General features: G+C 66.5%; 40 protein-coding genes and 1 pseudogene. 5 read left to right on the top strand and 36 right to left on the bottom strand.

The window, feature by feature from the left end:
* Positions 1-97: 97 nt before the first annotated feature.
* The 6 genes from SGCZBJ_RS17550 to SGCZBJ_RS17525 form a co-directional block, all read right to left on the bottom strand.
* A complete protein-coding gene (locus SGCZBJ_RS17550) occupies positions 98-1,363 on the bottom strand; it encodes a TCR/Tet family MFS transporter (RefSeq protein ID WP_101719256.1) in 1,266 nt (421 codons plus the stop codon).
* Between the two features lie 74 nt (positions 1,364-1,437).
* Positions 1,438-1,917 (bottom strand): SRPBCC domain-containing protein, encoded by a 480-nt coding sequence (locus SGCZBJ_RS17545; RefSeq protein ID WP_101719255.1) that lies wholly within the window; start codon positions 1,915-1,917, stop codon positions 1,438-1,440.
* A complete protein-coding gene (locus SGCZBJ_RS17540) occupies positions 1,914-2,240 on the bottom strand; it encodes an ArsR/SmtB family transcription factor (protein WP_101719254.1) in 327 nt (108 codons plus the stop codon). The genes SGCZBJ_RS17545 and SGCZBJ_RS17540 overlap by 4 nt, the downstream gene beginning before the upstream one ends.
* Positions 2,237-2,578 (bottom strand): MmcQ/YjbR family DNA-binding protein, encoded by a 342-nt coding sequence (locus SGCZBJ_RS17535; protein WP_101719253.1) that lies wholly within the window; start codon positions 2,576-2,578, stop codon positions 2,237-2,239. The genes SGCZBJ_RS17540 and SGCZBJ_RS17535 overlap by 4 nt, the downstream gene beginning before the upstream one ends.
* Positions 2,575-3,018 (bottom strand): VOC family protein, encoded by a 444-nt coding sequence (locus SGCZBJ_RS17530; protein WP_101719252.1) that lies wholly within the window; start codon positions 3,016-3,018, stop codon positions 2,575-2,577. The genes SGCZBJ_RS17535 and SGCZBJ_RS17530 overlap by 4 nt, the downstream gene beginning before the upstream one ends.
* Positions 3,019-3,131: 113 nt before the next feature.
* Entirely contained in the window at positions 3,132-4,397 is a 1,266-nt protein-coding gene (locus SGCZBJ_RS17525; protein ID WP_101719251.1) for an alkaline phosphatase family protein, read from the bottom strand.
* A 160-nt stretch (positions 4,398-4,557) separates the two neighbouring features.
* Between SGCZBJ_RS17525 and SGCZBJ_RS17520 the strand changes: the two genes are divergently transcribed.
* The 4 genes and pseudogenes from SGCZBJ_RS17520 to SGCZBJ_RS17505 all read left to right on the top strand — a co-directional run.
* Positions 4,558-5,460 carry an ABC transporter ATP-binding protein gene (locus SGCZBJ_RS17520; RefSeq protein ID WP_101719273.1) on the top strand — a complete coding sequence of 301 codons (903 nt, stop codon included), beginning with the start codon at positions 4,558-4,560 and terminating at the stop codon, positions 5,458-5,460.
* On the top strand, positions 5,450-6,256 hold the full coding sequence (locus SGCZBJ_RS17515; protein ID WP_101719250.1) for an ABC transporter permease subunit: 807 nt from the start codon (positions 5,450-5,452) through the stop codon (positions 6,254-6,256). The genes SGCZBJ_RS17520 and SGCZBJ_RS17515 overlap by 11 nt, the downstream gene beginning before the upstream one ends.
* Positions 6,257-6,306: 50 nt before the next feature.
* Complete coding sequence (locus SGCZBJ_RS17510; protein ID WP_101719249.1) at positions 6,307-6,921, top strand: hypothetical protein; 615 nt, start codon at positions 6,307-6,309, stop codon at positions 6,919-6,921.
* Positions 6,918-7,070: pseudogene (locus SGCZBJ_RS17505) on the top strand (hypothetical protein); the annotation flags it as partial. The gene SGCZBJ_RS17510 and the pseudogene SGCZBJ_RS17505, both read left to right, overlap by 4 nt.
* 63 nt (positions 7,071-7,133) lie before the next feature.
* Here SGCZBJ_RS17505 and rplQ read toward each other — a convergent pair.
* The 27 genes from rplQ to rpsJ all read right to left on the bottom strand — a co-directional run bounded on the left by rplQ (position 7,134) and on the right by rpsJ (position 21,605).
* Positions 7,134-7,547: a 50S ribosomal protein L17 gene (gene rplQ, locus SGCZBJ_RS17500; RefSeq protein ID WP_101715823.1), complete on the bottom strand. Its 414-nt coding sequence runs from the start codon at positions 7,545-7,547 to the stop codon at positions 7,134-7,136.
* Positions 7,548-7,741: 194 nt separating this feature from the next.
* Positions 7,742-8,758 carry a DNA-directed RNA polymerase subunit alpha gene (locus SGCZBJ_RS17495; RefSeq protein WP_101719247.1) on the bottom strand — a complete coding sequence of 339 codons (1,017 nt, stop codon included), beginning with the start codon at positions 8,756-8,758 and terminating at the stop codon, positions 7,742-7,744.
* 73 nt (positions 8,759-8,831) lie between these two features.
* Positions 8,832-9,221 carry a 30S ribosomal protein S11 gene (gene rpsK, locus SGCZBJ_RS17490; protein WP_058348453.1) on the bottom strand — a complete coding sequence of 130 codons (390 nt, stop codon included), beginning with the start codon at positions 9,219-9,221 and terminating at the stop codon, positions 8,832-8,834.
* 13 nt (positions 9,222-9,234) lie between these two features.
* A complete protein-coding gene (rpsM, locus tag SGCZBJ_RS17485) occupies positions 9,235-9,603 on the bottom strand; it encodes a 30S ribosomal protein S13 (protein ID WP_058348452.1) in 369 nt (122 codons plus the stop codon).
* A 172-nt stretch (positions 9,604-9,775) separates the two neighbouring features.
* Positions 9,776-10,345, bottom strand: coding sequence for an adenylate kinase (locus tag SGCZBJ_RS17480; RefSeq protein WP_101719246.1), 570 nt, complete (start codon positions 10,343-10,345; stop codon positions 9,776-9,778).
* A 123-nt stretch (positions 10,346-10,468) separates the two neighbouring features.
* On the bottom strand, positions 10,469-11,827 hold the full coding sequence (gene secY, locus SGCZBJ_RS17475; protein WP_101719245.1) for a preprotein translocase subunit SecY: 1,359 nt from the start codon (positions 11,825-11,827) through the stop codon (positions 10,469-10,471).
* 295 nt (positions 11,828-12,122) lie between these two features.
* A complete protein-coding gene (rplO, locus tag SGCZBJ_RS17470; protein WP_101719244.1) occupies positions 12,123-12,608 on the bottom strand; it encodes a 50S ribosomal protein L15 in 486 nt (161 codons plus the stop codon).
* Between the two features lie 130 nt (positions 12,609-12,738).
* Entirely contained in the window at positions 12,739-12,924 is a 186-nt protein-coding gene (gene rpmD / locus SGCZBJ_RS17465) for a 50S ribosomal protein L30 (RefSeq protein ID WP_058348448.1), read from the bottom strand.
* Positions 12,925-12,927: 3 nt separating this feature from the next.
* A complete protein-coding gene (rpsE, locus tag SGCZBJ_RS17460; RefSeq protein WP_058348447.1) occupies positions 12,928-13,533 on the bottom strand; it encodes a 30S ribosomal protein S5 in 606 nt (201 codons plus the stop codon).
* 10 nt (positions 13,534-13,543) lie between these two features.
* The gene (gene rplR / locus SGCZBJ_RS17455) at positions 13,544-13,894 is read right to left on the bottom strand and encodes a 50S ribosomal protein L18 (RefSeq protein ID WP_058348446.1); all 351 of its coding nucleotides are present in this window, start codon (positions 13,892-13,894) and stop codon (positions 13,544-13,546) included.
* A 3-nt stretch (positions 13,895-13,897) separates the two neighbouring features.
* Positions 13,898-14,431, bottom strand: a complete 534-nt coding sequence (rplF, locus tag SGCZBJ_RS17450; RefSeq protein WP_101719243.1) for a 50S ribosomal protein L6 — start codon at positions 14,429-14,431, stop codon at positions 13,898-13,900.
* An 18-nt stretch (positions 14,432-14,449) separates the two neighbouring features.
* Positions 14,450-14,848, bottom strand: coding sequence for a 30S ribosomal protein S8 (gene rpsH / locus SGCZBJ_RS17445; RefSeq protein ID WP_058348444.1), 399 nt, complete (start codon positions 14,846-14,848; stop codon positions 14,450-14,452).
* A 10-nt stretch (positions 14,849-14,858) separates the two neighbouring features.
* A complete protein-coding gene (gene rpsN, locus SGCZBJ_RS17440; protein WP_058348443.1) occupies positions 14,859-15,164 on the bottom strand; it encodes a 30S ribosomal protein S14 in 306 nt (101 codons plus the stop codon).
* Between the two features lie 23 nt (positions 15,165-15,187).
* Positions 15,188-15,745, bottom strand: coding sequence for a 50S ribosomal protein L5 (gene rplE / locus SGCZBJ_RS17435; protein WP_101719242.1), 558 nt, complete (start codon positions 15,743-15,745; stop codon positions 15,188-15,190).
* Positions 15,738-16,052: a 50S ribosomal protein L24 gene (rplX, locus tag SGCZBJ_RS17430; RefSeq protein WP_101719241.1), complete on the bottom strand. Its 315-nt coding sequence runs from the start codon at positions 16,050-16,052 to the stop codon at positions 15,738-15,740. Before rplX ends, rplE begins: the two co-directional genes overlap by 8 nt.
* Positions 16,052-16,420 carry a 50S ribosomal protein L14 gene (rplN, locus tag SGCZBJ_RS17425; protein WP_058348440.1) on the bottom strand — a complete coding sequence of 123 codons (369 nt, stop codon included), beginning with the start codon at positions 16,418-16,420 and terminating at the stop codon, positions 16,052-16,054. Before rplN ends, rplX begins: the two co-directional genes overlap by 1 nt.
* An 18-nt stretch (positions 16,421-16,438) precedes the next feature.
* Positions 16,439-16,678, bottom strand: a complete 240-nt coding sequence (gene rpsQ, locus SGCZBJ_RS17420) for a 30S ribosomal protein S17 (protein ID WP_101715813.1) — start codon at positions 16,676-16,678, stop codon at positions 16,439-16,441.
* A gap of 10 nt (positions 16,679-16,688) precedes the next feature.
* Positions 16,689-16,880, bottom strand: coding sequence for a 50S ribosomal protein L29 (gene rpmC, locus SGCZBJ_RS17415; protein ID WP_101715812.1), 192 nt, complete (start codon positions 16,878-16,880; stop codon positions 16,689-16,691).
* A 5-nt stretch (positions 16,881-16,885) separates the two neighbouring features.
* Entirely contained in the window at positions 16,886-17,317 is a 432-nt protein-coding gene (gene rplP / locus SGCZBJ_RS17410) for a 50S ribosomal protein L16 (protein WP_058348437.1), read from the bottom strand.
* Between the two features lie 12 nt (positions 17,318-17,329).
* Positions 17,330-18,079: a 30S ribosomal protein S3 gene (rpsC, locus tag SGCZBJ_RS17405; protein ID WP_058348436.1), complete on the bottom strand. Its 750-nt coding sequence runs from the start codon at positions 18,077-18,079 to the stop codon at positions 17,330-17,332.
* Positions 18,079-18,459: a 50S ribosomal protein L22 gene (gene rplV, locus SGCZBJ_RS17400; protein ID WP_058348435.1), complete on the bottom strand. Its 381-nt coding sequence runs from the start codon at positions 18,457-18,459 to the stop codon at positions 18,079-18,081. Before rplV ends, rpsC begins: the two co-directional genes overlap by 1 nt.
* A gap of 2 nt (positions 18,460-18,461) precedes the next feature.
* Positions 18,462-18,740: a 30S ribosomal protein S19 gene (gene rpsS / locus SGCZBJ_RS17395; RefSeq protein WP_012285669.1), complete on the bottom strand. Its 279-nt coding sequence runs from the start codon at positions 18,738-18,740 to the stop codon at positions 18,462-18,464.
* A 3-nt stretch (positions 18,741-18,743) separates the two neighbouring features.
* Positions 18,744-19,580 (bottom strand): 50S ribosomal protein L2, encoded by an 837-nt coding sequence (gene rplB, locus SGCZBJ_RS17390; protein ID WP_058348434.1) that lies wholly within the window; start codon positions 19,578-19,580, stop codon positions 18,744-18,746.
* Between the two features lie 3 nt (positions 19,581-19,583).
* Entirely contained in the window at positions 19,584-19,880 is a 297-nt protein-coding gene (locus SGCZBJ_RS17385; protein ID WP_058348433.1) for a 50S ribosomal protein L23, read from the bottom strand.
* Positions 19,880-20,518 (bottom strand): 50S ribosomal protein L4, encoded by a 639-nt coding sequence (rplD, locus tag SGCZBJ_RS17380; protein ID WP_101719240.1) that lies wholly within the window; start codon positions 20,516-20,518, stop codon positions 19,880-19,882. Before rplD ends, SGCZBJ_RS17385 begins: the two co-directional genes overlap by 1 nt.
* Entirely contained in the window at positions 20,518-21,282 is a 765-nt protein-coding gene (gene rplC, locus SGCZBJ_RS17375) for a 50S ribosomal protein L3 (protein WP_101719239.1), read from the bottom strand. The genes rplD and rplC overlap by 1 nt, the downstream gene beginning before the upstream one ends.
* Positions 21,283-21,296: 14 nt before the next feature.
* Positions 21,297-21,605, bottom strand: a complete 309-nt coding sequence (gene rpsJ, locus SGCZBJ_RS17370; RefSeq protein ID WP_004616952.1) for a 30S ribosomal protein S10 — start codon at positions 21,603-21,605, stop codon at positions 21,297-21,299.
* Positions 21,606-22,230: 625 nt separating this feature from the next.
* Between rpsJ and SGCZBJ_RS17365 the strand changes: the two genes are divergently transcribed.
* Positions 22,231-22,983, top strand: coding sequence for a hypothetical protein (locus SGCZBJ_RS17365; protein WP_101719238.1), 753 nt, complete (start codon positions 22,231-22,233; stop codon positions 22,981-22,983).
* Positions 22,984-23,190: 207 nt separating this feature from the next.
* Here the strand turns inward: SGCZBJ_RS17365 and SGCZBJ_RS17360 are convergent, their stop codons facing one another.
* The 3 genes from SGCZBJ_RS17360 to SGCZBJ_RS17350 all read right to left on the bottom strand — a co-directional run bounded on the left by SGCZBJ_RS17360 (position 23,191) and on the right by SGCZBJ_RS17350 (position 26,219).
* Positions 23,191-24,030 carry a GIN domain-containing protein gene (locus SGCZBJ_RS17360; RefSeq protein ID WP_101719237.1) on the bottom strand — a complete coding sequence of 280 codons (840 nt, stop codon included), beginning with the start codon at positions 24,028-24,030 and terminating at the stop codon, positions 23,191-23,193.
* Between the two features lie 103 nt (positions 24,031-24,133).
* Positions 24,134-25,039 (bottom strand): transcriptional regulator, encoded by a 906-nt coding sequence (locus SGCZBJ_RS17355; RefSeq protein ID WP_240621550.1) that lies wholly within the window; start codon positions 25,037-25,039, stop codon positions 24,134-24,136.
* Positions 25,040-25,055: 16 nt separating this feature from the next.
* Positions 25,056-26,219, bottom strand: a complete 1,164-nt coding sequence (locus SGCZBJ_RS17350) for a GNAT family N-acetyltransferase (RefSeq protein WP_165799356.1) — start codon at positions 26,217-26,219, stop codon at positions 25,056-25,058.
* Positions 26,220-26,238: the final 19 nt, after the last annotated feature.

Here is a 26,238-nt window from a genome sequence, read left to right as displayed (position 1 = left end):
ATGGCTCCGTCAGATCTTGCGGCGCGCCCGGCCTGCGAGAGCCAGGCACGCGCTCTCGCCCCTTAAACAGCGAAGTTTTCAGGCGCAATCAAGGCGTTCAGCGCGCGGGATCAAGGCCCGGTTCCGCGACCGCCGCCGGACGGGCGCGGCGGGTGTTCAGGATCACCATCAGGCCGCCCAGGGCCAGCAGGCCGGCGATGACCAGCGGCAGGCCCGGCAGGTGCAGGGTCTGCTCGTGGCGCACGGCGAAGGCCAGCGACAGGCCGTAGAGCGCCGGACCGATGATCGCCGTCAGCCCCATGATCGCCGAGTTGGCGCCTTGCAGCTGGCCCTGCTCGCTGGGGCCGACGCGCTTGGTCATCATGCCCATCAGGCCGGGCTGGATCAGGGCGGCGAAGGCGCTGACGGCGAGGCCCGAGGCGAAGATCCAGCCGTTGGGCGCGAAGGCGAACACCGCGAACGACACGACGAAGCAGACGAGGCCGACGATCACCGCGCCGCGCTCCTTCAGGCGATCGACGATCGGCCCGATCAGCAGGGCTTGGACGATCACGCCCAGTATGCCCGACAGCATCATCAGAAGGCCGATCTGGGCGGTGTCCCAGCCATAGCGATAGCCGGTGTAGAGCACGAAGACGCTGGGATAGGCGTTATGCGCCAGCTGCATCAGGAAGCTGACCACGCCCAGGCGCGGCAGGTCGGGGTGCGAGCCCAGGAGCTTCAGCGAGCCGACGGGATTGGCCTTCTTCCAGTCGAAGCGGGCGATGCGCTTTTCCGGCGGCAGGGATTCGGGCAGCACCAGCAGGCCGTACAGCCAGTTCAGCAGGGCCATGCCCGCCGCCACCCAGAACGGCAGGTGAAGGTCGATCTTGCCCAGCAGGCCGCCCAGCGCCGGGCCGGCGATGAAGCCGACGCTCCAGGCCGCCCCGATCAGGCCGAAGGCCTTGGCCCGCCCCTTCTCGGGCGTGACGTCGGCGATATAGGCGCCCGCCGCCGAGAAGCTGGCCGCCGTGGCCCCATGAATGATGCGCCCGACGAACAGCCACCACAGGGTCGGGGCCAGGGCCATAAAGATGTAGTCGATCCCGAGACCGAAGATCGAGATCAGGATCACCGGCCGCCGTCCGAAGCGGTCGGACATCATGCCCAGGATCGGCGAGCAGAAGAACTGCATCGTCCCCCAGACCATGCCGAAAGCCGCCGTCCACTGGGCCGCCATGTCGGTCTGGCCGCCGGCCATCTGCTTCACCAGGCTGGGCAGCACCGGGATCATCAGGCCCAGCGACAGCACGTCCATCAGAGCGGTGACGAAGATGAAGCCCAGCGCCGCCTTGCGGGCCGGATGGGCGATAGGTTCGGACATGGGACCTCCCGGGGGCGGGATGTTTGACCGCGTGTCGGATAGTCGGCAAGGGGGCTGCGTGCTCCTCCCCCGTTTCACGGGGGAGGAGTTAGATGGCCGGCCAATCCCTCCAGCAGCCCCGTCCACCACTGGCCGTGACGCAGCAGGAACACCTGGTCGGGGAAGCCGTGCCGGGCCACGTGCTCGGCGGGAACGGTCTCCCAGCCGCGATGTTGGACTGTCACCCGCGTCTCCGCGCCGACCGCCTCGAAGATGACCTCGACCTCGGTGTCCATGCCGGGCGCGAACGCCGCCTGCCGCCAGCCGAACACCAGCCGCTGGCCGCGTGACCAGACCTGCACGCAGCCGATCTCGAACGTCTTGCCCGAGGCCAGGCGCTCGACCAGGCGCGCGCCCTCCCCTTCCCCCTCGAAGGCCAGCACGCCCGGCGAGCGCGGGGTGAACGAGAACAAGGGATTGGGGCGCCACCAGGCGCCGATCTCGCCGACGAAGGCGTCGAACACCCGCTCAGGCGCGGCCTTCATGCGCAGGGCCACGAGGATGCGGGCGCTCATGTCTCACTCATTTCCTCGACATGGGCCTTCAGCGCCAGAAGCTGGTCGCTCCACAGCGCCTCGGCGGCGGCGGCCCAGGCCTTGAGTTCCGTTATCGGCTCGGGCCGCAGGGCGTAGACCCGCACCCGGGCGTCGAACGGCGGGTGGCTCTCCTCGACCAGCCGCGCCTCGCGCAGGGCCCGCAGGTGGCGGCTCATGGCCGGCGGCGACAGGCCGAGCGCCTCGGCAAGGTCGCCGGCCCGGCGCGGACCGTCGGCCAGCAGCTCCACCGTCCGCCGGCGATGCGGCTCGGCCAGGGCCGCCAGGGTGCGGTCGAGACTCACGCCCGGCCGTCCAGTTCGGCCAGCAGCCTCTTGCCGGCCTTCAGCCGCCAGGCTTGTTCGAGAGCGCTCTTCAGCGTGATCTCGTCGACGGCGTCGAGCACGACATTGGTCGCCCCCTTCAGGCCCCAGCCGCCCTTGACCGGAACGAAGGCGGCCGGCTCGGCGGCGACCAGCATCTCCTGCAGGTCACGCGTCAGCTGGACCATGCCGAACCCGGCGTCGGGATAGCCCAGGGTGGCGAAGATCCGCCCGACGCGGAAATCGGTTGTGCCCATGTGCGCGCCCTCGACCACGCCGGGCAAGGCCAGCGCCAGGCGCCGGAAGTCGTCGGGGCTCACGCCCAGCCCTGGATCTTCAGTCCGGTGGCGGCCTCGGCCTCCTCGCGGGTGACGGCCTTCACCGTCTGGCCGACCGTCCAGATGTGGCCCTCGAGGTCGCGGCAGCGATAGGTGCGGTCGCCATAGAACTGGGTGGCCGGCTCCATCAGGATCTCGGCCCCCGCCGCGCGGGCTCGCCGGCAGTGGGCGTCGACGTCGTCCTCGATGTGGATATGCACGGTCTGGGTGTTCTTGCCGCCCAGCGAAGCCGGGCTGGCGTGGTCGGCGCTCCACTCGTTGCCGACCATCACGTTGGCCTCGCCCAACGTCATCTGCGAGTGGGCGAGATTACCGTCGCCGTCCTCGATCAGCAGCACCAGTTCGAAGCCGAACGCCGCCTCCAGCCATTTCAGGGCGGCCTTGGGATCCTTGTAGCAGAGAGCCGAAGTCAGGCGGGTCATGCGCGCCTCCCATTGCGTTTCGACGCAATATTTAACGCATAACGCAATTATATGGGCAAGCAAAAAGGGCGGAGCCGATGCCCCGCCCTTTCGCTTCGATCATTGCCGATGGATCAGCGCAGCGCACCGGCCACCGGGGCCAGCTGGCCGTCGACCTTCTCGGGGCGCACGCCCGTCACCTTGGCCAGCAACGGATAGACGTCGACATTGTCGAACACCGGCAGGGTCTTGCCCGACTTGAAGGCCGGACCGTGGGCCACGAACACCGCCTGCATCAGGGGATCGGCGTTGTCGAAGCCATGAGCGCCGCCGTCGCGCTCGGGGCTGGTGCGCTTGGCCTGGGACTCGGCGGTGGTGATGTACCAGCCGGTCTGGGCCGAGCAGACGATCGGGGCGATGCGGCGGTTGGTTCCATAGTGCAGGCGGGCCGGGATCTTGCCCTTTTCCCAGCAGGTCATGTGCGCCTGAGGCTTGGTCAGGGCGGCGACGACGGCGGCCTCTTCGCCCTTGTTGGGATAGATCCCGGCGATGGCGCCCAGGCCCACATAGCGCAGCTTGGAGAGGTCGACCGCCTCGTTCAGCACCACGCGCTGCTTGCCCGGCAGCGGGGCCATGCCGTGGTCGGCGACGATGACGATGTTGGTGGTCTCATAGAGGCCGCGGGCCTTCAGGCCCTCGACCAGGCGGGCGATGGCGGCGTCGACATCGGCGGCTGCCTTGCGGACCTCGGCCGAGTCCGGGCCGTAGCGGTGACCGGCGCTGTCGACGACGTCGAAATAGAGGGTGCCCAGGCCCAGGGGCGCGTCCTTGGTCTCGTCGATCCACGACAGCAGGGTGTCGACGCGGTCGTTGGACGGCTTCTTCTGGTCGAACACGGCCCACTTGGTCGGGCGCACGCCGTCGATCTGGGCTTCCGAACCCGGCCAGAACATGGTGCCGGTCTTGACGCCCTGCTGCTCGGCGCTGACCCATATCGGCTTGGCCATCTCCCACCAGCGGCTGTCGGTCACCGCGTCGCGGTTGCTGAGCGTGAAGGTCACGCCGGGGATCTCTGGATCCTCCATCGTGTTGCCGACGATGCCGTTGTGGTCGGGGCGCTTGCCGGTGACCAGGGTGTAGTGGTTGGGGAAGGTCAGCGAGGGGAACGACGGACGCATGGCCGCGCGCACGCCGTCGTCGGCCAGGGCCTTCATGGCCGGGGTGTCGCCGCGGTCCAGGTAGTCGGCGCGGAAGCCGTCGATCGAGATCAGGATGGTCAGCGGCGCCTTGGCCGCAGAGGCTTGGACCGGCGGGCCTTCGGCCACGGGGCGCGGCGCGGTCGCGCAGCCGGAGAGGACGGCGATCGCCAGGAATGCGGCGAAGCGGGAAAGAACGGTCATGGCCGGGCCCTGAAGCAAGGAGTCCCGCCCCTATAGGACAGCTCGGCGACAATTCGTATTGCAGTCGCCAAACAACTTGGCCGACCTGCGTTCCATCGCCCATAGTCGCGCCAAGTTCATAAGGGAGTCGTCCGATGTCGCCGCGCCAGGCCTGCGCCGCATGAGTTTCGCGCTCGAGGCCGAAGGGCTGACCAAGACCTACGGCGCCGTGCGGGCGCTGGACGACCTGACCTTGAGGATCCCCGCCGGCGGCGTGTTCGGCGTGCTGGGCCCCAACGGCGCGGGCAAGAGCACCCTCTTCCGCATCGCCATGGGCCTGGTGCGGCCGAGCTCGGGCGTTGCGCGGCTGTCGGGCTCGCCGGCCGGCCACGCCTCCTCGCTGCGCCAGGTGGGCGCGATGATCGAGACGCCGCGCTATCCGCCGTACCTGACCGCCCGCGACGCGCTGAAGATGCTGGCCCTGCAGAGCGGCGCCCGCGACGTCGACATCGACGGCTGGCTGGATCGCGTGGGCCTGTCGGGCGCGGCCGACCGCAAGACCTCGACCTATTCGGTGGGCATGAAGCAGCGGCTGGGCCTGGCGGCGGTGTTCTTCACCCGCCCTACCCTGGCTATCCTGGACGAGCCGACCAGCGGCATGGACCCGGCCGGCATCCAGGAGATCCGCGAGCTGATCCGCCGTCTGGCCGCCGAGGAAGGCGCGACCATCATCCTGGCCAGCCACCAGCTGGACGAGGTGCGGCGCGTCTGCGACCGCGTGGCGATCCTGGCCAAGGGCAAGCTGGTCGCCGAGGGCCCGGTCGAGACCCTGGCCGGCCACAAGCCCGCACTGCGCCTGGTCGCCAGTCCCGTCGCCCAGGTGCTGGAACTGCTGGGCGAGCAAGGCGCGCTCGACGGGCCCGACGCCGTTCTGGCCAATATCGAACGTCACGAAGCCCCGCCCCTGATCCGTGCGCTCGTGAACGCCGGCGTCGACATCCTCGAGGCCCGCTGGCGCGAGGCCGACCTGGAAAGCGCCTATCTCGACATCCTGCAAGCCAAGGAGCCGGCCGATGCTCGCTGACGCCATCTCGGCCGAACGCTTCCGGCTGCTCAAGGACCGCGGCACGCTGTTCTGGGGCGTGCTGTTCGCCCCCATCGCGGGCCTGGCCCTCAACATCGGCGGCGAGCTTTTCGCGCGCAGCCTGATGAAGGGCGCCCCGCCCATTCCGGTCGACCTGGTCGGGCGCATGGTCAAGGCGCTGGCCGGCGGCGCTTCGCCGGTGGTGGGCCTGTTCGTGCTGATCCTGTCGACCGCGGTGCTGGCCGGCGACTACCGCTGGGAGACCTGGCGGCTGCTGACCCCGCGCAACGGCCGCGTGAACCTGCTGCTGGCCAAGCTGGCGACGGTGGCGGGCGCGGTGGCGGTCAGCCTCGTGCTCTACGCCCTGGCCGCGGCCCTGGGCGGGCTGTTCAGCGCCGCCACCAGCGGCGGCGCTCTCGTGCCCTATCGCGGCTCGGCGGGCGTCGACCTGATCGGCACCTTCGCGGTCAGCTGGTTGCAGCTGATGGTGCTGGTGGCGCTGTCGGCCGTGGTGGGCGTCGTCACCCGCTCGACCATGGGCGCGCTGATCGTCGGGCTGGTGTTCGCCGCCGTCCAGTCGATCCTCGCAAGCCAATTGCATGAGCCCAGCCTGAAGGCCCTGGCGATCCCGGCCTTCTCGGGCGACCTCTTGAAGACCGTGCTGCTGACCCCGCGCAGCGTCGTCGACGAACCGGCCCCTTGGGGCCTGGCGCTTGGTTTCCTCGCAGCCTGGCTGGCCGGCCTGTCGGCGGCGGCCCTGGCCCTCTTCCAGCGGCAGGACCTGACGCGGGAATGACGAAATCGGTTTCCCTCCCCGTCGCCCGGCTTTCGTGGGCGGCGGCCTTCATGGCGATCGCCGGCGCCGCCTGCGCCGCTCAGCCGGACTTCACGCTCTCGCCCGAGCAGCAGGCGACCATCGAGAAGGCCGCCATCGCCCGCGAGGCGGCCCTGGCCGAGGCGCGCAGGCTGCCGGCCCCGACGCCGCCACCCTCCCCCGCCGAGCGCAAGCCCGCCGCCTGCCGGATGACCTCCATCGCCGACGTCGCGCTGTGCCGCGAGAAGGTGAAGCTGCAAGGCAAGTGGGTCGAGCGCGACGCCCGCTACGTGCGCGGCGCGGGCGGCGTGGGCTGGCTGGACTTCCAGGGGACCTACGAGATCGTCGCCGGTCGCTACCGCCTGGCCTCGGACGCTCGCGGCGAGGCCCTGCGCCTGTGCTGGGAGCGCGACGCCCTCACATGCGAAACGGTGCTGGGCCCGCGCATCGACCAGTACGGCGGCGACGAGCGCTACGTCGTCATCGCCCGACGCGACCTCCCCGACGAGACGCCGCTGTTCTTTTACGTCAAAGCCCAGCCCGACGGCCCAGGCAAGATGCACGGCCCGCTGACGGCGGGCGCCTTCGCGCGCGAGAAGCTGAAGCTGGCGCTGCCCGAGTTCGACGGGATCATCGTCAGCCGGTGATTGCATGCTCCCTCTCCCAAAGGGAGAGGGTCGGGGTGAGGGGTTACGGCGTCAGACGGAGCCCCGGCACATCGTCCAACCTCGTAACCTCTCACCCTCCCACCGCTGCGCGGCGGGCCCCTCCCTCTCTCAAAGAGAGAGGGGTCGTACTCCGAACAGCAAAAAGGCCCCGGATCGCTCCGGGGCCTTCTCGTTTCAGCCTGAGCTGAAGATTAGTCTTCGGCTTCGTTGGCGTAGACCGGACCCGAGTCCTTGCCCTTTTCCGAGACGTCGCGATCGACGAACTCGATCACGGCCATCGGGGCGTTGTCGCCGTAGCGGAAGCCGGCCTTCAGGACGCGGATGTAGCCGCCCTGACGGTCCTTGTATCGCGGACCGAGCACGGCGAAGAGCTTGCCGACTTGCTCGACGTCGCGAACCGAGCTGATGGCCTGACGACGAGCGTGCAGGTCGCCGCGCTTGGCCAGGGTGACCAGCTTTTCGACGATCGGACGCAGTTCCTTGGCCTTCGGCAGGGTGGTGACGATCTGCTCGTGCTTGATCAGCGAAGCCGACATGTTGGCGAACATGGCGGTGCGGTGGGCCGAGGTGCGGCCGAGTTTGCGGTGGGCGTAGCCGTGACGCATTTTCTATCTCCTGGGCTCTAAGCCCGAGCGGCGCGAATGAAGCGCCTGGTGGTCACCAATCCCAGCCTCGTCCCGGCCGAGTTCAGAGCGATGCGCCGGGGCCCTCCGCCGCGTAGCGGCTTCAAAAGGCCCAGGCCGCCTTCCGGTCCCGAGGGATTGAAAGGCGGCCCGGATTCAGCGCGAAAGTCTCGATCTTAGATCTGGTCGTCGAACTTCTTGGCCAGGTCTTCGATGTTTTCCGGCGGCCAGTTCGGCACGTCCATGCCGAGGTGCAGACCCATGCCGGCGAGCACTTCCTTGATTTCGTTCAGCGACTTGCGACCGAAGTTCGGGGTGCGGAGCATCTCGGCTTCGGTCTTCTGGATCAGGTCGCCGATGTAGACGATGTTGTCGTTCTTCAGGCAGTTAGCCGAACGGACCGACAGTTCCAGCTCGTCGACCTTCTTGAGCAGGGCCGGGTTGAACGGCAGCTCGGGCTTCGTTTCGTCCGCGGCCTTGGCCTTGGGCTCTTCGAAGGTGATGAAGATCTGCAGCTGGTCTTGCAGGATGCGAGCGGCGTAGGCCACGGCGTCCACCGGGGTGACGGCGCCGTTGGTCTCGACTTCCAGGGTCAGCTTGTCACGGTCCAGGCGCTGGCCTTCGCGGGTCGGCTCGACCTTGTAGGCCACGCGCTTCACCGGCGAGTACAGGGCGTCGACGGCGATCAGGCCGATCGGCGCGTCTTCCGGACGGTTCTGGTCGGCCGGGACGTAGCCCTTGCCGGTGTTGACCGTGAACTCCATGCGCACCGAACCGCCCTCGTCCAGCGTGCAGAGCACGTGGTCGGGGTTGAGGATTTCGATGTCGGCCGGGGTTTCGATCTGGCCAGCGGTGACCGGACCGGCGCCCGAGGCGCGCAGGGTCATGCGCTTGGGGCCCTCGGCGTGCATGCGCACGGCGAGTTGCTTGATATTCAGAACGATGTCGACGACGTCTTCACGAACGCCCTCGAGCGAGGAGAACTCGTGCACCACGCCATCGATCTGGATGGCGGTGACGGCGGCGCCTTGCAGCGACGAGAGGAGAACGCGCCGCAGGGCGTTGCCGAGCGTCACACCGAAACCACGCTCGAGCGGTTCAGCGACGATACGAGCCTTGCGGGTCGCGTCGGCGCCGGTTTCGATCTGCGGCTTCTCAGGACGGATCAGCTCGTTCCAGTTTCTTTCGATCACGTGGTGTCCCTTGAACGCGACTCGCCGGCCGCGTTTGACGCAGCCGGCGAAGGAGAATTGGATCTAAAAAATACTAGACGCGACGGCGCTTGGGCGGACGGCAGCCGTTGTGCGGGATCGGCGTGACGTCGCGGATCGTCGTGATGGTCATGCCGACGGCCTGCAGAGCGCGCAGAGCCGACTCGCGACCCGAACCCGGACCCGAAACGTTGACTTCCAGGGTCTTCACGCCGTGTTCCGCAGCCTTCTTGCCCGCGTCTTCGGCGGCCATCTGAGCGGCGTACGGGGTCGACTTGCGCGAGCCCTTGAAGCCCATCATGCCGGCGCTCGACCAGGAGATGGTGTTCCCCTGAGCGTCCGTGATGGTGATCATGGTGTTGTTGAACGAGGCGTTCACGTGCGCCACGCCCGAGGTGATGTTCTTGCGTTCGCGCTTTTTAACGCGACCCGGTTCCTTGGCCATCGGTCAGGCTACCTTACTTCTTCTTGCCGGCGATCGGCTTGGCCGGACCCTTGCGGGTACGAGCGTTCGTGTGGGTGCGCTGGCCGCGGACCGGCAGGCCCTTGCGGTGACGCAGGCCGCGGTAGCAGGCCAGGTCCATCAGACGCTTGATGTTCATCGAGTTTTCGCGACGCAGGTCGCCTTCCACGGTGAAATCACGGTCGATCGTCTCACGGATCTGAAGGACTTCCGCGTCGGTCAATTGATTGACGCGACGGGCGTCCTCGATGCCCACGGTCGTGACGATGTCACGCGCGGACTTCGGGCCGATGCCGTGAATGTACTGAAGCGCGATGACAACGCGCTTGTTCGTCGGGATGTTGACGCCTGCGATACGGGCCACGTCTAATGTTCTCCTAGTCACGCACCAAAGACGCGAACGGCGCGCTCGGCCCGATCCGAAGACCCAGACCGACGCGCACAGATCGCGCCCTTTCGCGGAAGCGCCCCGTTATAGGGATCGTTGCGCATCCGTCAATGGCGGAATCCGTTCTGGGAACGGATTCCATTAAAACTTACGCCACGACCGTGAGGGTCGCGTCGATCGAAGCGGCGACGGCTTCCACCGCCCCCATGCCGTCCACTTCCACCAGCTTGCCCTGCTCGCGATAGTACGGGAGCAGCGGCGCGGTGTCGGCGTTGTAGCGGGCCAGACGGTTCACGAAGGTTTCGGGGTTGTCGTCAGACCGCCCCTGCTCCGCGTATCGCTTGGTGATCCGCTCGATCAAGGCGGGCTCGTCTACTTCGAGTCGCACGACGGAGTCGATCTTCTGGCCGCGCTTGGCCAGCATGACGTCCAGCGCCTCGGCTTGCGCCACGGTGCGCGGGAAGCCGTCGAAGATGGCGCCGCCGGCCGCCTCGGCCTCGGGCAGGCGCTCTTCGATGAGGGCGATGACGATCTCGTCGGTGACCAGGTCGCCGCGATCCAGCACGCCCTTGACCTTCTGCCCGAGCTCGGAGCCCGAGGCGATGGCGGCGCGCAGCATGTCGCCGGTCGACAGCTGGACCATGCCGCGTTGCTCGACCAGTCGCTTGGCCTGGGTGCCCTTGCCCGCCCCGGGAGGGCCAAACAGGATCAAGTTCATAAAAGCCCCTTCACGCGTTTCCCAGGGTCTGACGCCCCTCACCGAGGGCAGACCTAGAATGCGTTCAAAGAAAACGGAAGCCGGATTGTGACAATCCGGCTTCCGGGTGGTTTCACGCTTGCGTCAGCGACCGCCGCGGCCGCCGCGCAACTTCGACTTCTTGATCAGGCCCTCGTACTGGTGCGCCAGCAGGTGGGACTGGATCTGCGCCACGGTGTCCATGGTCACCGTCACTACGATCAGGATCGAGGTGCCGCCCAGGGCGAAGTTCTTGTTGCCAAGAGCGCCCATGAGGATTTCCGGGAAAAGACAGACGGCGGTGATGTAAGCCGCGCCGATCACCGTCAGGCGGGTAAGCACGTAGTCGAGGTACTCGGCAGTGCGCTTGCCCGGACGGATGCCCGGCAGGAAGCCGCCGTACTTGCGCAGGTTCTCGGCCGTCTCGTCCGGATTGAACACCACCGAGGTGTAGAAGAACGAGAAGAAGATGATCAGGCCTGCATAGCTGGCCATGAACAGCGGCTGGCCGTGCTGCATGGCGCCGACCACGGACGGCAACCACTGGCCCCAGCTCGGCAGGTTCGCCGGATTTAGGAACTGCATGGCGGTCGTCGGCAGAAGCAGCAAGCTGGAAGCGAAGATCGGCGGGATCACGCCCGCGGTGTTGATCTTCAGCGGCAGGAACGAGCTGTCGCCACCGACCATGCGGTTGCCTTGCTGGCGCTTGGGATAGTGCACCAGCAGGCGGCGCTGCGAGCGCTCCATGAACACGATGGCGAAGATCACCGCCACGGCGAGCACGAAGATCACCATCAGCGGGAAGTAGTTGCCGGTGTTCTGGGCGGTGACGAACAGCTGGCCAAGACCGCGCGGCAGGGCCGCGACGATGCCGGCGAAGATGATCAAGCTGACGCCGTTACCCACGCCGCGGCTGGTGATCTGCTCGCCAAGCCACATCAGGAACAGGGTGCCGCCGGTCAGCGAGACCACGGTCGACAGGACGAAGAACCAGCCCGGCAGTTCCGAATAGACCAGGTTCGGCTGGCTCTGCAGGCCGACGGCGATCGAGAACGACTGCACCAGGGCCAGGATGACCGCCAGGTAGCGGGTGTACTGGTTGAGGGTCTTTCGGCCGGCTTCGCCGCCTTCCTTCTTCAGCTTTTCCCACGGCGGATACACCGAGCCCATCAGCTGCACGATGATCGATGCGCTGATGTAGGGCATCACGTTCAGCGAGAAGATGGCCATCCGCTCGACGGCGCCGCCCGAGAACATGTTGAACATGCCCAGGATGCCCTTCGACTGGCCGGCGAAGGCGCTGGCGAAGGCGTCCGGGTTGATGCCCGGGATCGGCACGTAGGTGCCCAGGCGGAACACCACCAGGGCGATGAGCGTAAACCAGATGCGCTTGTGAAGTTCGGTGGCCTTCTGGAAGGACCCGAAGTTCATGTTGGCTGCGAGCTGTTCGGCGGCCGAGGCCATTCAATTCCCCACGACAAGAGCGCGGCCGACCGTCGAAGGCGACGAGGCGGAGCGCGCTCCAAGTATTGTACGGGGCCTGGCCGAAGCGCCGGCGGAATCGCCGATCGCTGGGCGTAGGCCCCAGTGCGGAGCCACACATAGGTGAGGCTCGCCGTGATGTCACGGCGAGCCTCGAAAGAACGTCATCCCGATGGGGCTTTATGGCGAGCTGGTGCGCAAAGGCCCCTACCCCGCCCGGCTCCCGGGCCGCCCGCCAGGACGATCTGGCTGGGCGGCTCGGGATGACTCTGTGGTCTTAGGCTTCGGCTTGCGCCTTGGCCTTCTTGGTCACGGTGACCGAACCACCGGCGGCCTCGACGGCCTTGATGGCGGCTTCGGTGGCCGAGTAGACGGTCAGCTTCAGGGCCGACTTGATTTCGCCCTTGCCCAGCAGCTTCACGCCGTCGAGTTCGCGACGGATGACGCCGGCGGCGACTAGGTCGGCGACCGAGACGTCAGCGCCGGCCTTCAGCTTGCCGGCTTCGACGGCTTGTTCCAGGCGCCACAGGTTCACTTCAGCGAACTCGAGACGGAAGGGGTTGTTGAAGCCGCGCTTCGGCATGCGCATGTGCAGCGGCATTTGACCGCCTTCGAAGCCGTTGATGGCGACGCCCGAGCGCGCCTTCTGGCCCTTCACACCGCGACCGGCGGTCTTGCCCTTGCCCGAGCCCGGGCCGCGGCCGACGCGCATGCGGCCCTTGGTGGAGCCGGGAGCCGGAGCCAGTTCGTTCAGCTTGGTCATATGTGCCTCTCCTTGGAGATCTGCGCCCGGCCAAGAGGCCGGACTCGGCTGCCCTTTCGGGCGGTTTCTTCAAACGAAAACCACCCCGGCTTTCACCGGGGTGGCGATCTTGGGTCGTCGTGTAACAGACTTACTCGACGATTTCCAGCAGGTGCGCGACCTTGCGGATCATGCCGCGGACCGACGGGGTGTCTTCCAGCGTGGACACGCGGCCCAGCTTGTTGAGACCCAGACCGGCGAGCGTGGCGCGCTGGTCCTTTTCGCGACGGATCGGGCTGCCGGTTTGGCGGACCGTGACTTGCTTAGCTTCAGCCATGACTTAGCCCTCGATGGCTTCCGGCGACGAAGCGCCGTCGGCGCGACGGCCGAGGATGTCGCCAACCTTCTTGCCGCGCTTGGCGGCGATCTGGCGGGGCGACGACTGGACCTTCAGGGCTTCGAACGTGGCGCGGACCATGTTGTACGGGTTCGAGGAACCCGTCGACTTGGCCACGACGTCCTGGACGCCCAGGGTTTCGAGAACCGCACGCATCGGACCACCGGCGATGACGCCCGTGCCGGGAGGGGCAGCGCGCATCATGACCTTACCAGCGCCCCAACGGCCAGCGCCGTCGTGGTGCAGGGTGCGCGACTCGCGGAGCGGGACGCGGATCATGGTCTTCTTGGCTTCTTCGGTCGCCTTGCGGATGGCTTCCGGCACTTCACGCGCCTTGCCATGACCGAAGCCGACGCGGCCCTTTTGGTCGCCAACGACCATCAGAGCGGCGAAGCTGAAGCGACGGCCGCCCTTCACGGTGGCGGCGACGCGGTTGATGTGGACGAGCTTTTCGACGATGTCGCTGTCGACCCGCTCTTCGGGGGCGTTGCGGTCGCGACGGTCACGGCGTTGACCGCCTTCACCGCGCTGTTGGTCACCACGAGCCATTGTGTTTCCCTTAGAAGTTCAGGCCGGCTTCGCGCGCGGCGTCGGCCAGGGCTTTCACCCGTCCGTGGAAGATGTAGCCGCCACGATCGAAGACGACGTCCTTGACGCCCTTTTCGATCGCGCGCTCGGCGACGAGCTTGCCGACGGCGGCCGCAGCGTCCTTATCCGCGCCCTTGCCTTCGGCTTCCAGGGTGGAAGCCGACGCCAGGGTCACGCCGCGTTCATCATCGATGACCTGAGCGTAGATGTTCTTGGACGAGCGGAAGACCGACAGACGCGGACGGCCGTTGGCCAGCGACTTGAGGCGGGTCCGGTTGCGCTGAGCGCGCTTGGCCGCCGATTCACGAGGAGAGAGCGCCATGGCTTACTTCTTCTTGCCTTCCTTGCGGCGAACCTTCTCGCCAGCATAGCGCACGCCCTTGCCCTTGTACGGCTCAGGCGGACGAATGCGGCGGATCTTCGCGGCAATCTCGCCGACCGCCTGCTTGTCGATGCCGGCGATCTTGATTTCGGTTTGCTTCGGCACAGCGAAGGTGACGCCGGCCGGAGCCTCAACGTCCACGTCGTGGCTGAAACCGAGTTGGAGGCTCAGGGCGGTGCCCTTCATGGCGGCGCGGTAACCGACGCCGACCAGCTCGAGGCTTTCCTCGAAGCCGGCGGTGACGCCGTGCACCATGTTGGCCACCAGAGTGCGGGACAGACCCCACATGCCCTTGGCGCGCTTCGTGTCGACGCGCGGAGTCAGCAGGAGCTCAGCGCCCTCTTGCTTGACTTCGACTTCGTCGGCGATCGTCCACGAGAGTTGACCCTTCGGGCCCTTCACCGTGACCGTCTGACCCGCGAGCGTGACTTGCACGCCCGAGGGGATTGCGACGGCTTTCTTACCGATACGTGACATGCTCTTTCCCTCCCGCGCCTAGTAGACGCGGCAGAGGACTTCGCCGCCGACGTTAGCGTCGCGTGCAGCGGTGTCCGACATGACGCCCTTCGGCGTCGACAGGATCGAGATGCCCAGGCCGTTCTTGATCGGCTTGAGGTCCTTGATCGACGAATAGACGCGACGGCCAGGCTTGGACACGCGGCTGATCTCGGCGATCACGGGCTCACCGTCGAAGTACTTGAGCTCGATCTCGAATTCGGGGAACGCGCCGGGCTTCTCGACCAGCGAGTAGCCGCGGATGTAGCCCTCGTCGGCCAGCACGTCGAGGACGCGGGCGCGCAGCTTGGAAGCCGGCGTCGAGACCTTGTTGCGCTTGCGCAGGGCGGCGTTCTTGATGCGAGCGATCATGTCGCTCAGGGGGTCGTTCATCGACATCTGATCGTCCTCACCAGCTCGACTTGACGAGGCCGGGGATCAGGCCTTGCGAACCGAGTTCGCGAAGGGCCACACGGCTCATCTTAAGCTTGCGGTAATAGGCGCGCGGACGGCCCGTGACTTCGCAGCGGTTGCGGATGCGGATCGGCGAGCTGCTGCGGGGCAGCTTCGCCAGCTTGAGGCGAGCCTCGAAGCGTTCCTCGAGCGGCAGGGTCTCGTCGTTGGCGATCGCCTTCAGCGCGGCGCGCTTTTCGGCGTATTGCTTGACGAGAGCCTTGACGGCTTCGTTGCGGTTGACGGCGCTTTTCTTGGCCATGGTTTCTTTCCCTTCCCGCTCTCTTAGTTGACGAACGGGAACTGGAATTCCTTCAGGAGAGCCTTGGCTTCCTGGTCGGACTTCGCAGTGGTGCAGACGATGATGTCCATGCCCCAGATCTGTTCGATCTGGTCATAGTTGATTTCCGGGAACACCAGGTGCTCCTTCAGGCCCATGGCGTAGTTGCCACGGCCGTCGAAGCTCTTGCCGTTCAGACCACGGAAGTCCTTCACGCGCGGCAGCGCGATCGTGACCAGGCGGTCGAGGAATTCAAACATCCGGTCCTTGCGAAGGGTGACCTTCGCGCCGACCACCATGCCTTCGCGCAGCTTGAAGCCGGCGATGGACTTGCGGGCGCGGGTCGCGACGGGCTTTTGGCCGGCGATCGCTTCCAGTTCCTTCAGGGCCAGCTGAGCCTTCTTGGAGTCGGCCACCGCTTCGCCGATACCCATGTTCAGGACAATCTTGTCCAGCTTGGGGATCTGCATTTCGTTGGTGTAGCCGAACTGCTCCTTCAGCGCGGCGCGGATGCGCTCGCGGTAGACGGTCTTCAGCCGGGGCTCGTAAGCTTGATCAGCCATTGATCACCTCGCCGGTCGTCTTGGCGACGCGCACCTTCTTGTCGCCTTCGATCTTGAAGCCGACGCGGGTGGGCTTGCCGTTGGAATCCACGACGGCGACGTTCGAGACGTGCAGCGCGGCTTCCTTGTGCTTGATGCCGCCCTGGGGGTCGGCTTGGGTCGGCTTGGTGTGGCGGGCGACCATGTTCACGCCCTCCACGACAACCCGGTTTTCCTTCGGCAGGACTTGGGTCACAGCGCCTTGCTTGCCCTTGTCCTTACCGGCCAGAACGACGACGCGGTCGCCCTTCTTGATCTTAGCAGCCATTACAGCACCTCCGGCGCGAGGGAGATGATCTTCATGTGGTTCTTGGCGCGCAGTTCGCGGGGAACCGGGCCGAAGATCCGCGTGCCGACCGGCTCGCTCTGCTTGTTGACGATGACGGCCGCGTTCTTGTCGAAGCGGATCATCGAACCGTCTTTGCGCTTCAGGCCTTGGTTCACGCGAACCACGACGGCGCGCAGAACGTCACCCTTCTTCACGCGACCGCGCGGGATGGCTTCCTTCACGGAGACGACGATGACGTCGCCAACGCTGGCGTAGCGACGGCCTGCGCCGCCCAACACCTTGATGCACATGACCCGGCGAGCGCCAGAGTTGTCGGCGACGTCCAGGTTAGTTTGCATCTGGATCATGGTTTAGACCTTCCAGACTTAGGCCGAAGCCTTGGGAAGGACTTCCCAGGTCTTCAGCTTGGACTTCGGAGCGCACTCGACGATGCGAATGGTTTCGCCCGTCTTGTACACATTGGCTTCGTCGTGCGCGTGGTACTTCTTAGAGCGGCGCACGATCTTCTTCAGAAGGGGGTGAACGATGGTGCGTTCCACCTTCACCACAACGGTCTTGTCACCCTTATCGGAGACGACGACCCCTTCGAGGATACGCTTGGGCATATCGTTCTCCTTACGCCGCGGCCTTGGCGCGCAGCACGGTCTTGATCCGCGCGATATCCTTGCGGATTTCGTTCACGCGGTGGGTCTTCTCGACCTGACCCGTGGCGGCCTGGAAGCGCAGGTTGAACTGCTCTTTCTTCAGGTTGATCAGGGTTTCGGCGAGTTGATCGGGGGTCAGGCCCCGGATGTCGGCGATCTTCATGAGCCTCAAGCCTCCACGGCCACGCCCGCGTCGAGGCGGGTGACCACACGAGTGCGGATCGGCAGCTTCGCCGCGCCGAGGCGCAGCGCTTCACGCGCGATATCGTCCGGCACGCCGTCGATCTCGAACATGATGCGGCCGGGGGCCACGCGAGCGGCCCAGTAATCGACGGCGCCCTTGCCCTTACCCATCCGGACTTCGGCCGGCTTGCCGGTGACCGGCACGTCGGGGAAGATACGGATCCAGACGCGGCCTTGACGCTTCATCTGGCGGGTGATGGCGCGACGAGCAGCTTCGATCTGGCGAGCCGTGATGCGCTCCGGCTCAACGGCCTTGAGGCCGTAGGAGCCGAAGTTCAGCAGGGTGCCGCCCTTCGAAGCGCCGTGGATGCGGCCCTTGAACTGCTTGCGGAACTTGGTTTTCTTCGGTGACAGCATAGCGCTCTATCCTTAGTCCCGATTGCGGCGGCCGCGGTCGCCGCGGTCCGGGCGATCGCCGCGCTCACGTCCACCGCCTTCACCGGCCGGGCCGGATTCGGAAGCGAGACGCTTATCCAGCGCCATCGGGTCATGCTCCAGCACTTCGCCTTTGAAGATCCAGGTCTTCACGCCGATGATGCCGTAGGTGGTCTTGGCTTCAGCGAAACCGTAGTCGATGTCCGCGCGCAGGGTGTGCAGCGGAACGCGACCTTCGCGGTACCATTCCATGCGGGCGATTTCGGCGCCGCCGAGGCGGCCCGAGACGTTGATCCGGACGCCCTTGGCGCCGAGACGCACGGCCGACTGGATCGAACGCTTCATCGCACGACGGAAGGCGATCCGGCGCTCGAGTTGCTGAGCGATGGACTCGGCGACCAGCTGAGCGTCGGTTTCCGGCTTGCGGATCTCGACGATGTTCAGGTGGACTTCGCCTTCGGTCATCACCGAGAGGTCCTTGCGGAGCTTCTCGATGTCAGCGCCCTTCTTGCCGATGATGACGCCCGGACGAGCGGCATAGATCGTGATGCGGCACTTCTTGTGCGGGCGCTCGATGATGATGCGCGAGACGCCAGCTTGGTACAGACGCTTCTTCAGGGCGGCGCGGATGGCCAGGTCCTGGTGAAGCATCTTGCCGTACTGGTCGCCGTCGGAGAACCAACGGCTGTCCCAGGTGCGGTTGACGCCGAGCCGCAGCCCGACCGGATTGACTTTCTGACCCATTAGGCGGCCTCACCCAGTTCGCGGACCACGATCGTGATCTCGGAGAACGGCTTTTCCACGCGCGTCGCACGACCGCGGGCGCGGGGCGAAAAGCGCTTCATCACCAGGTTCTTGCCCACATAGGCCTCGGACACGACCAGCGAGTCGATGTCGAGGTTGTGGTTGTTCTCGGCGTTCGAGATCGCCGAGTACAGCGCTTTGCGGACGTCTTGGGCGATGCGCTTGTGGCTGAACTCGAGCTCGTTCAGAGCGCGCTGGACGTTCAGGCCACGAATGGACTGAGCGACCAGGTTCAGCTTGCGGGCGCTGGTGCGCAGGGTGCGCACCTTGGCCATCGCCTCAACGCCTTCAAGGCGGCGAGCTTGCTTTTGCTTGGCCATGATTACTTCCTCTTGGCCTTCTTGTCGGCGGCGTGGCCCGGGAAGTTACGCGTAGGAGCGAACTCGCCGAACTTCATGCCGACCATGTCTTCCGACACGGAGACCGGGACGTGCTTCTGGCCGTTGTGCACGCCGAACACCAGGCCGACGAACTGCGGCATGATGGTCGAACGACGCGACCAGGTCTTGATGACGTCCTTGCGGCCCGACGCGAGAGCGGCGTCGGCCTTCTTCAGGAGGTACCCGTCGACAAACGGGCCTTTCCAGACGGAGCGGGTCATGGCTTAGCGGCCCTTCTTCGCTTTGTGGCGCGAACGGATGATGAACTTGTCCGTGGCCTTGTTGACGCGGGTCTTGGCGCCCTTGGTCGGCTTACCAGCCGGGGTCACCGGATGGCGACCGCCCGAGGTGCGGCCTTCACCACCACCGTGGGGGTGGTCGACCGGGTTCATGGCGACGCCGCGGACGTGCGGGCGACGACCCATGTGACGAACACGACCGGCCTTGCCGAGGTTTTCGTTCATGTGGTCGGGGTTCGAAACCGCGCCGACGGTGGCCATGCACGTGTCGAGGACCATGCGCAGCTCGCCCGAGTTCAGGCGGATCTGGGCGTAGCCGGCGTCACGACCGACCAGCTGGGCGTAGGCGCCAGCCGAGCGGGCGATCTGGCCGCCCTTGGCGGGCTTCAGCTCGACGTTGTGGATGATCGTACCGATCGGCAGCGTGCGCAGCGGCGAGGCGTTGCCCGGCTTCACGTCGACCTTTTCGGCGGTGACGACTTCGTCGCCGGCCTTGAGGCGTTGCGGGGCCAGGATGTAGGCCAGCTCGCCGTCCTGATACTTGATCAGGGCGATGAACGCGGTGCGGTTCGGATCGTACTCGAGGCGAACGACCGTGGCCGTGCCTTGCTTACGACGCTTGAAGTCCACCAGACGGTAGAGGCGCTTGGCGCCGCCGCCGCGGAAGCGAACGGCGATACGGCCGTTGCCGCCACGACCGCCCGACTTCGAGAGGCCCTCAACGAGCTTCTTTTCCGGGCGACCCTTGTGGAGTTCGCTGCGATCGATCAGCACCAGGCCGCGCTGGCCGGGGCTGGTCGGGTTAAAGTGCTTCAAGGCCATGTCTTAGAGCCCCGTCGTGATGTCGATCGACTGGCCTTCGGCCAGGGTCACGATCGCTTTCTTGACGTCGGTGCGGCGACCGACGATGCCACGGAAGCGCTTGGTCTTGCCCTTGGCGACCAGGGTGTTGACCTTGGTGACCTTGACCTTGAACAGCTCTTCGACTGCGGCGGCGATTTCGTCCTTCGACGCATCGGCGGCCACCTTGAAGACAACCTTGTTCTGCTCGCTGAGCAGGGTCGTCTTTTCGGTGATCACCGGCGACAGGATCGTGTCGTAGTGGCGGGCGGTAGCGGCCATTACGCGGCTTCCTTCTCAGCGAAACGAGCCGAGATCGCTTCCACCGCGTCCTTGGTCAGGACCAGGGTGTGGCGACGCAGCACGTCGTAGACGTTCAGGCCGGCGTTCGGCAGCACGTCCACGTTCGGAATGTTGCGGGCGGCGAGCTTGAAGTTCGCGTCCACTTCCGGACCAGCGATGACCAGGGCGTTCTTCAGGCCGATCTTGTCGAAGTTGGCGCGCAGGGCGGCCGTCTTCGCTTCGGTCAGAACGGCGCTGTCGAGAACGAGCAGCGAGCCGGCCTTGGCCTTCGACGACAGGGCGTGACGCAGAGCCAGGGCCCGGATCTTCTTGGGAAGATCGAAGGCGTGGCTGCGGACGACCGGGCCGTGAGCCTTGGCGCCGCCGACGAACTGAGCCGCACGACGCGAGCCGTGACGAGCGCCGCCGGTGCCCTTCTGCTTGTACATCTTCTTGCCCGTACGAGAGACCTCGTTGCGGACTTGAATCTTGTGGTTGCCCGAGCGGCGCTTGGCCAGCTGCCAGGTGACGACGCGCTGCAGGATGTCGCCGCGGATGTCTTCGATGCCGAAGATGGCGTCGTCGAGATCCACGGAGCCGGCCTTGCCGCCGTCAAGTTTGATGACGTCGAGTTTCATTAGCCTTCGCCCTCTTCGGTCGTCGCCGCGGGGGCCTCTTCAGCGGGGGTTTCAGCAGCCGGAGCAGCCTCGCCAGCCTTACGGAAGGCGCCCGGACGCGGCAGGTCGGCCGGAGCGGCCTTCTTCACGGCGTCGCGGATCTTCACGTAGCTGCCTTCGTGGCCCGGGACGGCGCCCTTGACCAGGATCAGGCCGCGCTCGACGTCGACCTTCCAGACGGTGACGTTGAGGGTGGTGACGGTTTCTTGACCCAGGTGACCAGCCATCTTCTTGCCCGGGAACGTACGGCCCGGATCCTGGCGGTTACCGGTCGAACCGTGCGAACGGTGCGAGACCGAGACACCGTGGGTGGCGCGAAGACCACCGAAGTTCCAGCGCTTCATGGCGCCGGCGAAACCCTTACCGACGGTGACGCCCTGAATGTCGACCTTCTGGCCGGCGACGTAGTGGTCGGCGGTGAATTCCGCGCCCACTTCGATCAGAGCGGCTTCGTCGACGCGGAACTCGGCGACGATCCGCTTGGGCTCGACCGAGTTCTTGCCGAAGTGACCGCGCTCGGCCTTCGAGGTATTCTTGGGCTTCTTGGCGCCGGCGCCGAGTTGCAGGGCGGTGTAACCGTCCTTCTCGACGGTGCGCTGAGCAACGACCTGGCAACCGTCGAGCGAAAGGACGGTGACCGGCACGTGCTGACCGGCTTCGTCGAAGAAGCGGGTCATGCCGAGCTTCTTGGCGATCAGGCCGGTGCGGTTAGCGGGGAGAGTCATCAGTTCGGCCCTCCTTACAGCTTGATTTCGACGTCAACGCCGGCCGACAGGTCGAGCTTCATCAGCGCGTCCACGGTCTGCGGAGTCGGGTCAACGATGTCGAGGACGCGCTTGTGCGTACGGATCTCGAACTGCTCGCGCGACTTCTTGTCGACGTGCGGCGAACGGTTGACGGTGAATTTTTCGATAAGCGTGGGCAGGGGGATGGGGCCCCGCACCGTCGCACCCGTGCGCTTGGCCGTGTTCACGATCTCGCGCGTGGAATGATCCAACACGCGGTGATCGAAGGCCTTGAGCCGGATGCGGATGTTCTGACGATCCATATCGCTCGGTTTCCTAGTGGGCTGCGCCCGCGTCTCGAACCATTTCAAAGACCAACCCGGACTCCTCTTTCGAGAACTCCGAACGCAGCGTCCGCAAAACAAATTGGCCCGCGCAATCGCTTGCGAGGGCCGGTGATCCGCAACCACGCCGTCCTCCGAGGAGAACCCTCCTCTGGATGAGAAGGACGCCTGGTTACGGGTCGCTTGCGAACCGCGTTTGAGCCCTAGAGCTCACAGCCGGTCCAACAGAGGGGCGCTTTTACGTGCCTGAATCGGTTTCGTCAAGCGGTCCCGGAGGGCTTTCGCGACGGCTTGTTTAACAAGACGTAAAGCCGCCGATCCGAGCACGACAGCTTAACACTTATGGCCAAAACGCGGCTGACCAAAAAGCAATGTTCACCGACCTGAGCCCGATACACACAATCTTTGTGCGCGACACGCGCGTATAGAAACTCAATTCGTTCCTGCAAGTGTAGTATTTGCGCACCATAACGCCTCGAACGGTCTGACAGAGCCTTGCGGCCGTCATCGAACCTTCATAGATCCGCCCCGCTCGACGGTAGGGAGGCCCTCCCCAAAACGACCGACCGCCGTCGAGACCACATGAGTAAGGGGATTACCCACTATGAAGACCCAACTGTTCGCCGCCGCCGTGCTGGCCGTCGCCGTCTCGGCTCCCGCTTTCGCCCAGAACATCGGTTCGGTCGGCGCCGCCGTTGACTACAACAACCTCGACACCCGCGCCGGCGACGCCGACGGCACCTCGGTCGTCATCGACGGCTCGGTCGCCATCCCGACCGGTTCGTGGACGATCACCGGCGCCGCCGACGTCTCGATCGCCGACAGCGACGTCTCGCAACGCACCGTCGCCACCGGCGCCGTGCACGCCACGACCGTCGTCGGCAACGGCCTGCGCATCGGCGGCTTCACCGCCCTGTCGCGTCCGTCGAACGACACCCTGTGGGCCGTCGGTGGCGAAGCCCAAAAGTACCTCGGCAACGTGACCCTGACGGGTCTCGCCGCCTACGGTCAGTCGAACGACCTGGACGCCGACCTGTGGACCGTCCGCGCCGGCGCCAACTACTTCGTCTCGGACGACTTCCGTCTGGACGCCGGCCTCGGCTGGTCGAACGTTGACGGCCTCGTCGACGCCGACATCTGGGACATCAACGTCGGTGGCGAATACAAGTTCGCCAACACCGGCTGGTCGACCTTCGCCAAGTACACCCACAGCGAAGCCGATGACCTGGCCGACCTGAAGTCGGACGCCGTGAAGGTTGGCCTGCGCTACACCTTCGGCGGCAGCCTGAAGGCCCGCAACGCCGCCGGCGCCGACCTGGCCACCGGCAGCGACCTGTTCGGCTTCCTGGCCCGCTAAGCCGGAAGCTTCGTGGTCTTCCGGCGCCCACCGGAAGATCACGGACAGCGTTTCAAGGAACCCGCCCTCCCCTCCTATCCAGGCGGGTTCCAACGAAAAGCAAGACGCCCCCGAAGCGAAAGCTCCGGGGGCGTTCTCTTTATATATACGCGCGTACCGGTGTGCGCCGAACGGCGCCCGGGCTCACTGGCTCACTGGCTCACTGGCTCACTGGCCGATGTAGATGTTGCCCGAGCCCATGGCCGACTTCTTGACCGAGCCGTTGACCTTGGCCACGCGGATGTCGCCCGAGCCGGCCACCGACAGCGACACCCGGTCGGCCTCGCCGCCGAAGTTCACGTCGCCCGAGCCCATGATGCTGACGTCGATGTCGCGGGCCCGACCGCCGGCGATCTTGACCCCGCCCGATCCGGCGATGCTGACATCGAGGTCGCCGCCGCGCAGCGCCGCGGCCTTCACGTCGCCCGAACCGGCGATCGAAACCTCCAGGTCCGACACTTCCTGCAGGCTGATGTCGCCCGCGCCAGCCAGATTGATCTCGGCCTTGGCGGCGTTGCCGGCCTTGGTGTCGCCCGAGCCGGCCAGGCTGATCTCCAGCTTGCCGCGGGTGTTGGCGACGGTCCAATCCCCGCAGCCGGCATTGGCCAGCTCGACGCTGTCGCTGCGGCCGACGCTGCCATAGACCGCGCCCGAAGCGCCGACCGAGACGTTCAGCGGCACGCGGATCGCCACCTGCGGAATGTCCTTCCACTGGACCTCGCCCAGGTCGCGGACCCGGACCGCGGAGCCCTCTCCCCGGCTGTTGCAGCTCTGGATGCGCTTGAGGCGGAGGTTGCCGTCGATGATCGTCTGGCCGCCCACCTTGCGCACCTCCAGCGGCAGGCCGCCGTTGGTGGTCAGGAACTCGACCTTCACGTCGCTGCGGGCTTCGGGAATGATGGTGACGCGGGCGACAGCGTCCTTGATCTTCACCGTCGGCTCGGCGGCGGCCGCGCCGGCCAGGGCGACAACGGCCGCGCCGGCGGCCAGGCTGATAAGTGCGCGCATCTTTTTAGTCCCCTCGGATGGCTTTGCGTTGAGGGAACGCTAGTCGGCGAGGCTGCGTCGCACGACTTAATTCGAGGTCATGACGCTGTTGTCACGAAGCCGATCAGGCCGCCTTCTGGGCGTCGCCGATCTCGAAGCTGCGCTCGAGGCCCTTGATCCTGTCCTCGACCAGCCGCAGGCGCTTGAGGCCCAGCGAGGCGGCCCAGAGGCCGGCGCGCGCCGCCATCGGCGTCTTGTCCATGGCCGCGATGGGCAGGCCCCAGCGCCGCAGCACGCCGTTGGCGAAGTGCGCGCCGTTGGTCAGGTGCGAACCCCAGGTCTGGTAGTCGATCGACAGCGAGACGTTGAAGGTGCCGAGGTTCTCGATCCGGTGCGGCGCATGCAGCGGCCAGCTGGCGGCCATGCCCGGCTCCAGGTCGAACACCGCCGCGGCCGCGTCCATGTCGCGGCGGTACGGCAAGTCCTCGGTCTGCTGCTTGAGCATGATGTTCTCCATGCCCTGCTGGGGCATGTGGTCCTCGTCGACCGGATAGATCCAGATCCGCTTGCAACCGCGCAGGTGGAACAGGATGACGCCCGGCGCGTCGGCGTGGAACGGAACCTTGGCGCCCGGGGCCGACATGATCAGCTGGCCGTTCAGCTGGACGGGCGAAAAGCCCCTCGCCTGCCCGCCGATCTCGTCGAAGGCCTGCTTCATCAGCGGCGTCAGGGCCGGGTACCAGGCCTCGGCCCGGCGCAACTGCACCCAGATGCGCCCCTGCTTGACGCCTTCCAGCACTTCGCGGCCCGGCAACCGGCCCCGCGCGCCGGTGCGCATGGTCGACTGCCCCTCAGCGTCGAAGTCGAACAGGTTGATGTCGTAGAGCTCGGCCGGATAGGCGTCGAGCAGGCGCGCCAGGGCGTCGTCGTCGAACAGTCCGGTTTCCGCCAGGTTGTGACGGAAGGTGATCGGGCTCTTGCGGAAGCTTCCAACCTGGTCGTCCGACCAGGGCGCGACGAGACGGGTCATAAGCCTTGCTCCTCCCTCAGTCGGCCAGCAGGCCGAGACTCAAGCCAAGACCGATGCCGACGCCGATTCCAGCGCCGACGGCCGGGTGACGCCGGCCAAGGCCGGTGACGAAACTGGCGCCGCCCTTGACCCGGCCGATCAAGCCGGGCTCGCAGGCGGCGATGCGGTCGAGACGGCGGGCCAGACGCTTGCCGACCTCGTCGATACGGTCGACGCCGGGTGCGCCGCGCAGGTGGGTCATCAGCGACGGCCGCATGGCCACCGCGCCCTCCAGCACCGGCTCCATCGGCACGGCGAAGTCTTCCTTGTAGGCTTCCTCGCTGGGCCCGAAGTCGACGCGGGCGATCCCGCGCTCGGCCGCCACCCGCAGGGTCTCCAGCGTCATCAACGCCCCCGGCGAGTAGCGCGCGAAGGCCGGATCGTAGATCGGGAACCACAGGTGGTGGCGGTCGCCGGCGGTCAGGCCAAGCTCGGCCGCCACGATCGTCCCGCCGGCGCGCAGCACGGCCAGGCGCAGGCCGAAGTCGGGCGCGTCGCTTTCGGCCAGGCGGTTGAGGAGATCGATGGTCCAGCCGCAGGCGAAGATGTCGTGCTGGTGGGTGCGACGGATCTGGGCTCGCTTCTGGGCGACCAGCCAGGCCAGCAGGTCCAGCGCCGGCCGCTGGAAGGTGAAGACCATCTGGCCGTGGTCGCGCTCCAGGGCGCGGGCGCGGCGGCGCTTGTCCTTCAGGAAGGCGGAGCTGCGGGTCGCCTGGTAGGCCTCGAAGCCGCCCGACAGGTCGGCGGCCATGGCGTAGCGCACCGAAAGCTCGGGCAAGGGTACGGGCGAGATCAGGCCGCTGACCCGCATGCGCTCGACGCCCAGCAGGGCCAGGACGGCGGGCAGGCAGACGTCGGGCTCGGCGATCAGGCCGTGAAAATCGCTCATCGGCGCGCCGAGCGGCTGGATCGACGAGCCGCGTCGCTGGAAAGGCAGGAAGCCGACGACGCGGCCGGCGCGCTCCAGCACGGCGATCCGCGAGCCGGGCGCGCAGGCCGCGGCCGCCTCGACATAGCGGAGATCGAAGTACGGGCCGCCCAGCGCCGGCTCGGCGGCGCGCAGGGCGTTCCAGCGCGCGCGCTCGGCGGCGTTGAGGTCGGCGACCTCGATGACCCGTGCCTGCAATCCCGTGTCCAGCACCCTGCTCCCCGTCCTTGCG

It is taken from the genome of Caulobacter zeae (assembly GCF_002858925.1).
In the GTDB taxonomy this organism is placed as follows: domain Bacteria; phylum Pseudomonadota; class Alphaproteobacteria; order Caulobacterales; family Caulobacteraceae; genus Caulobacter; species Caulobacter zeae.
This window is presented reverse-complemented; position numbering and strand designations above follow the sequence as displayed.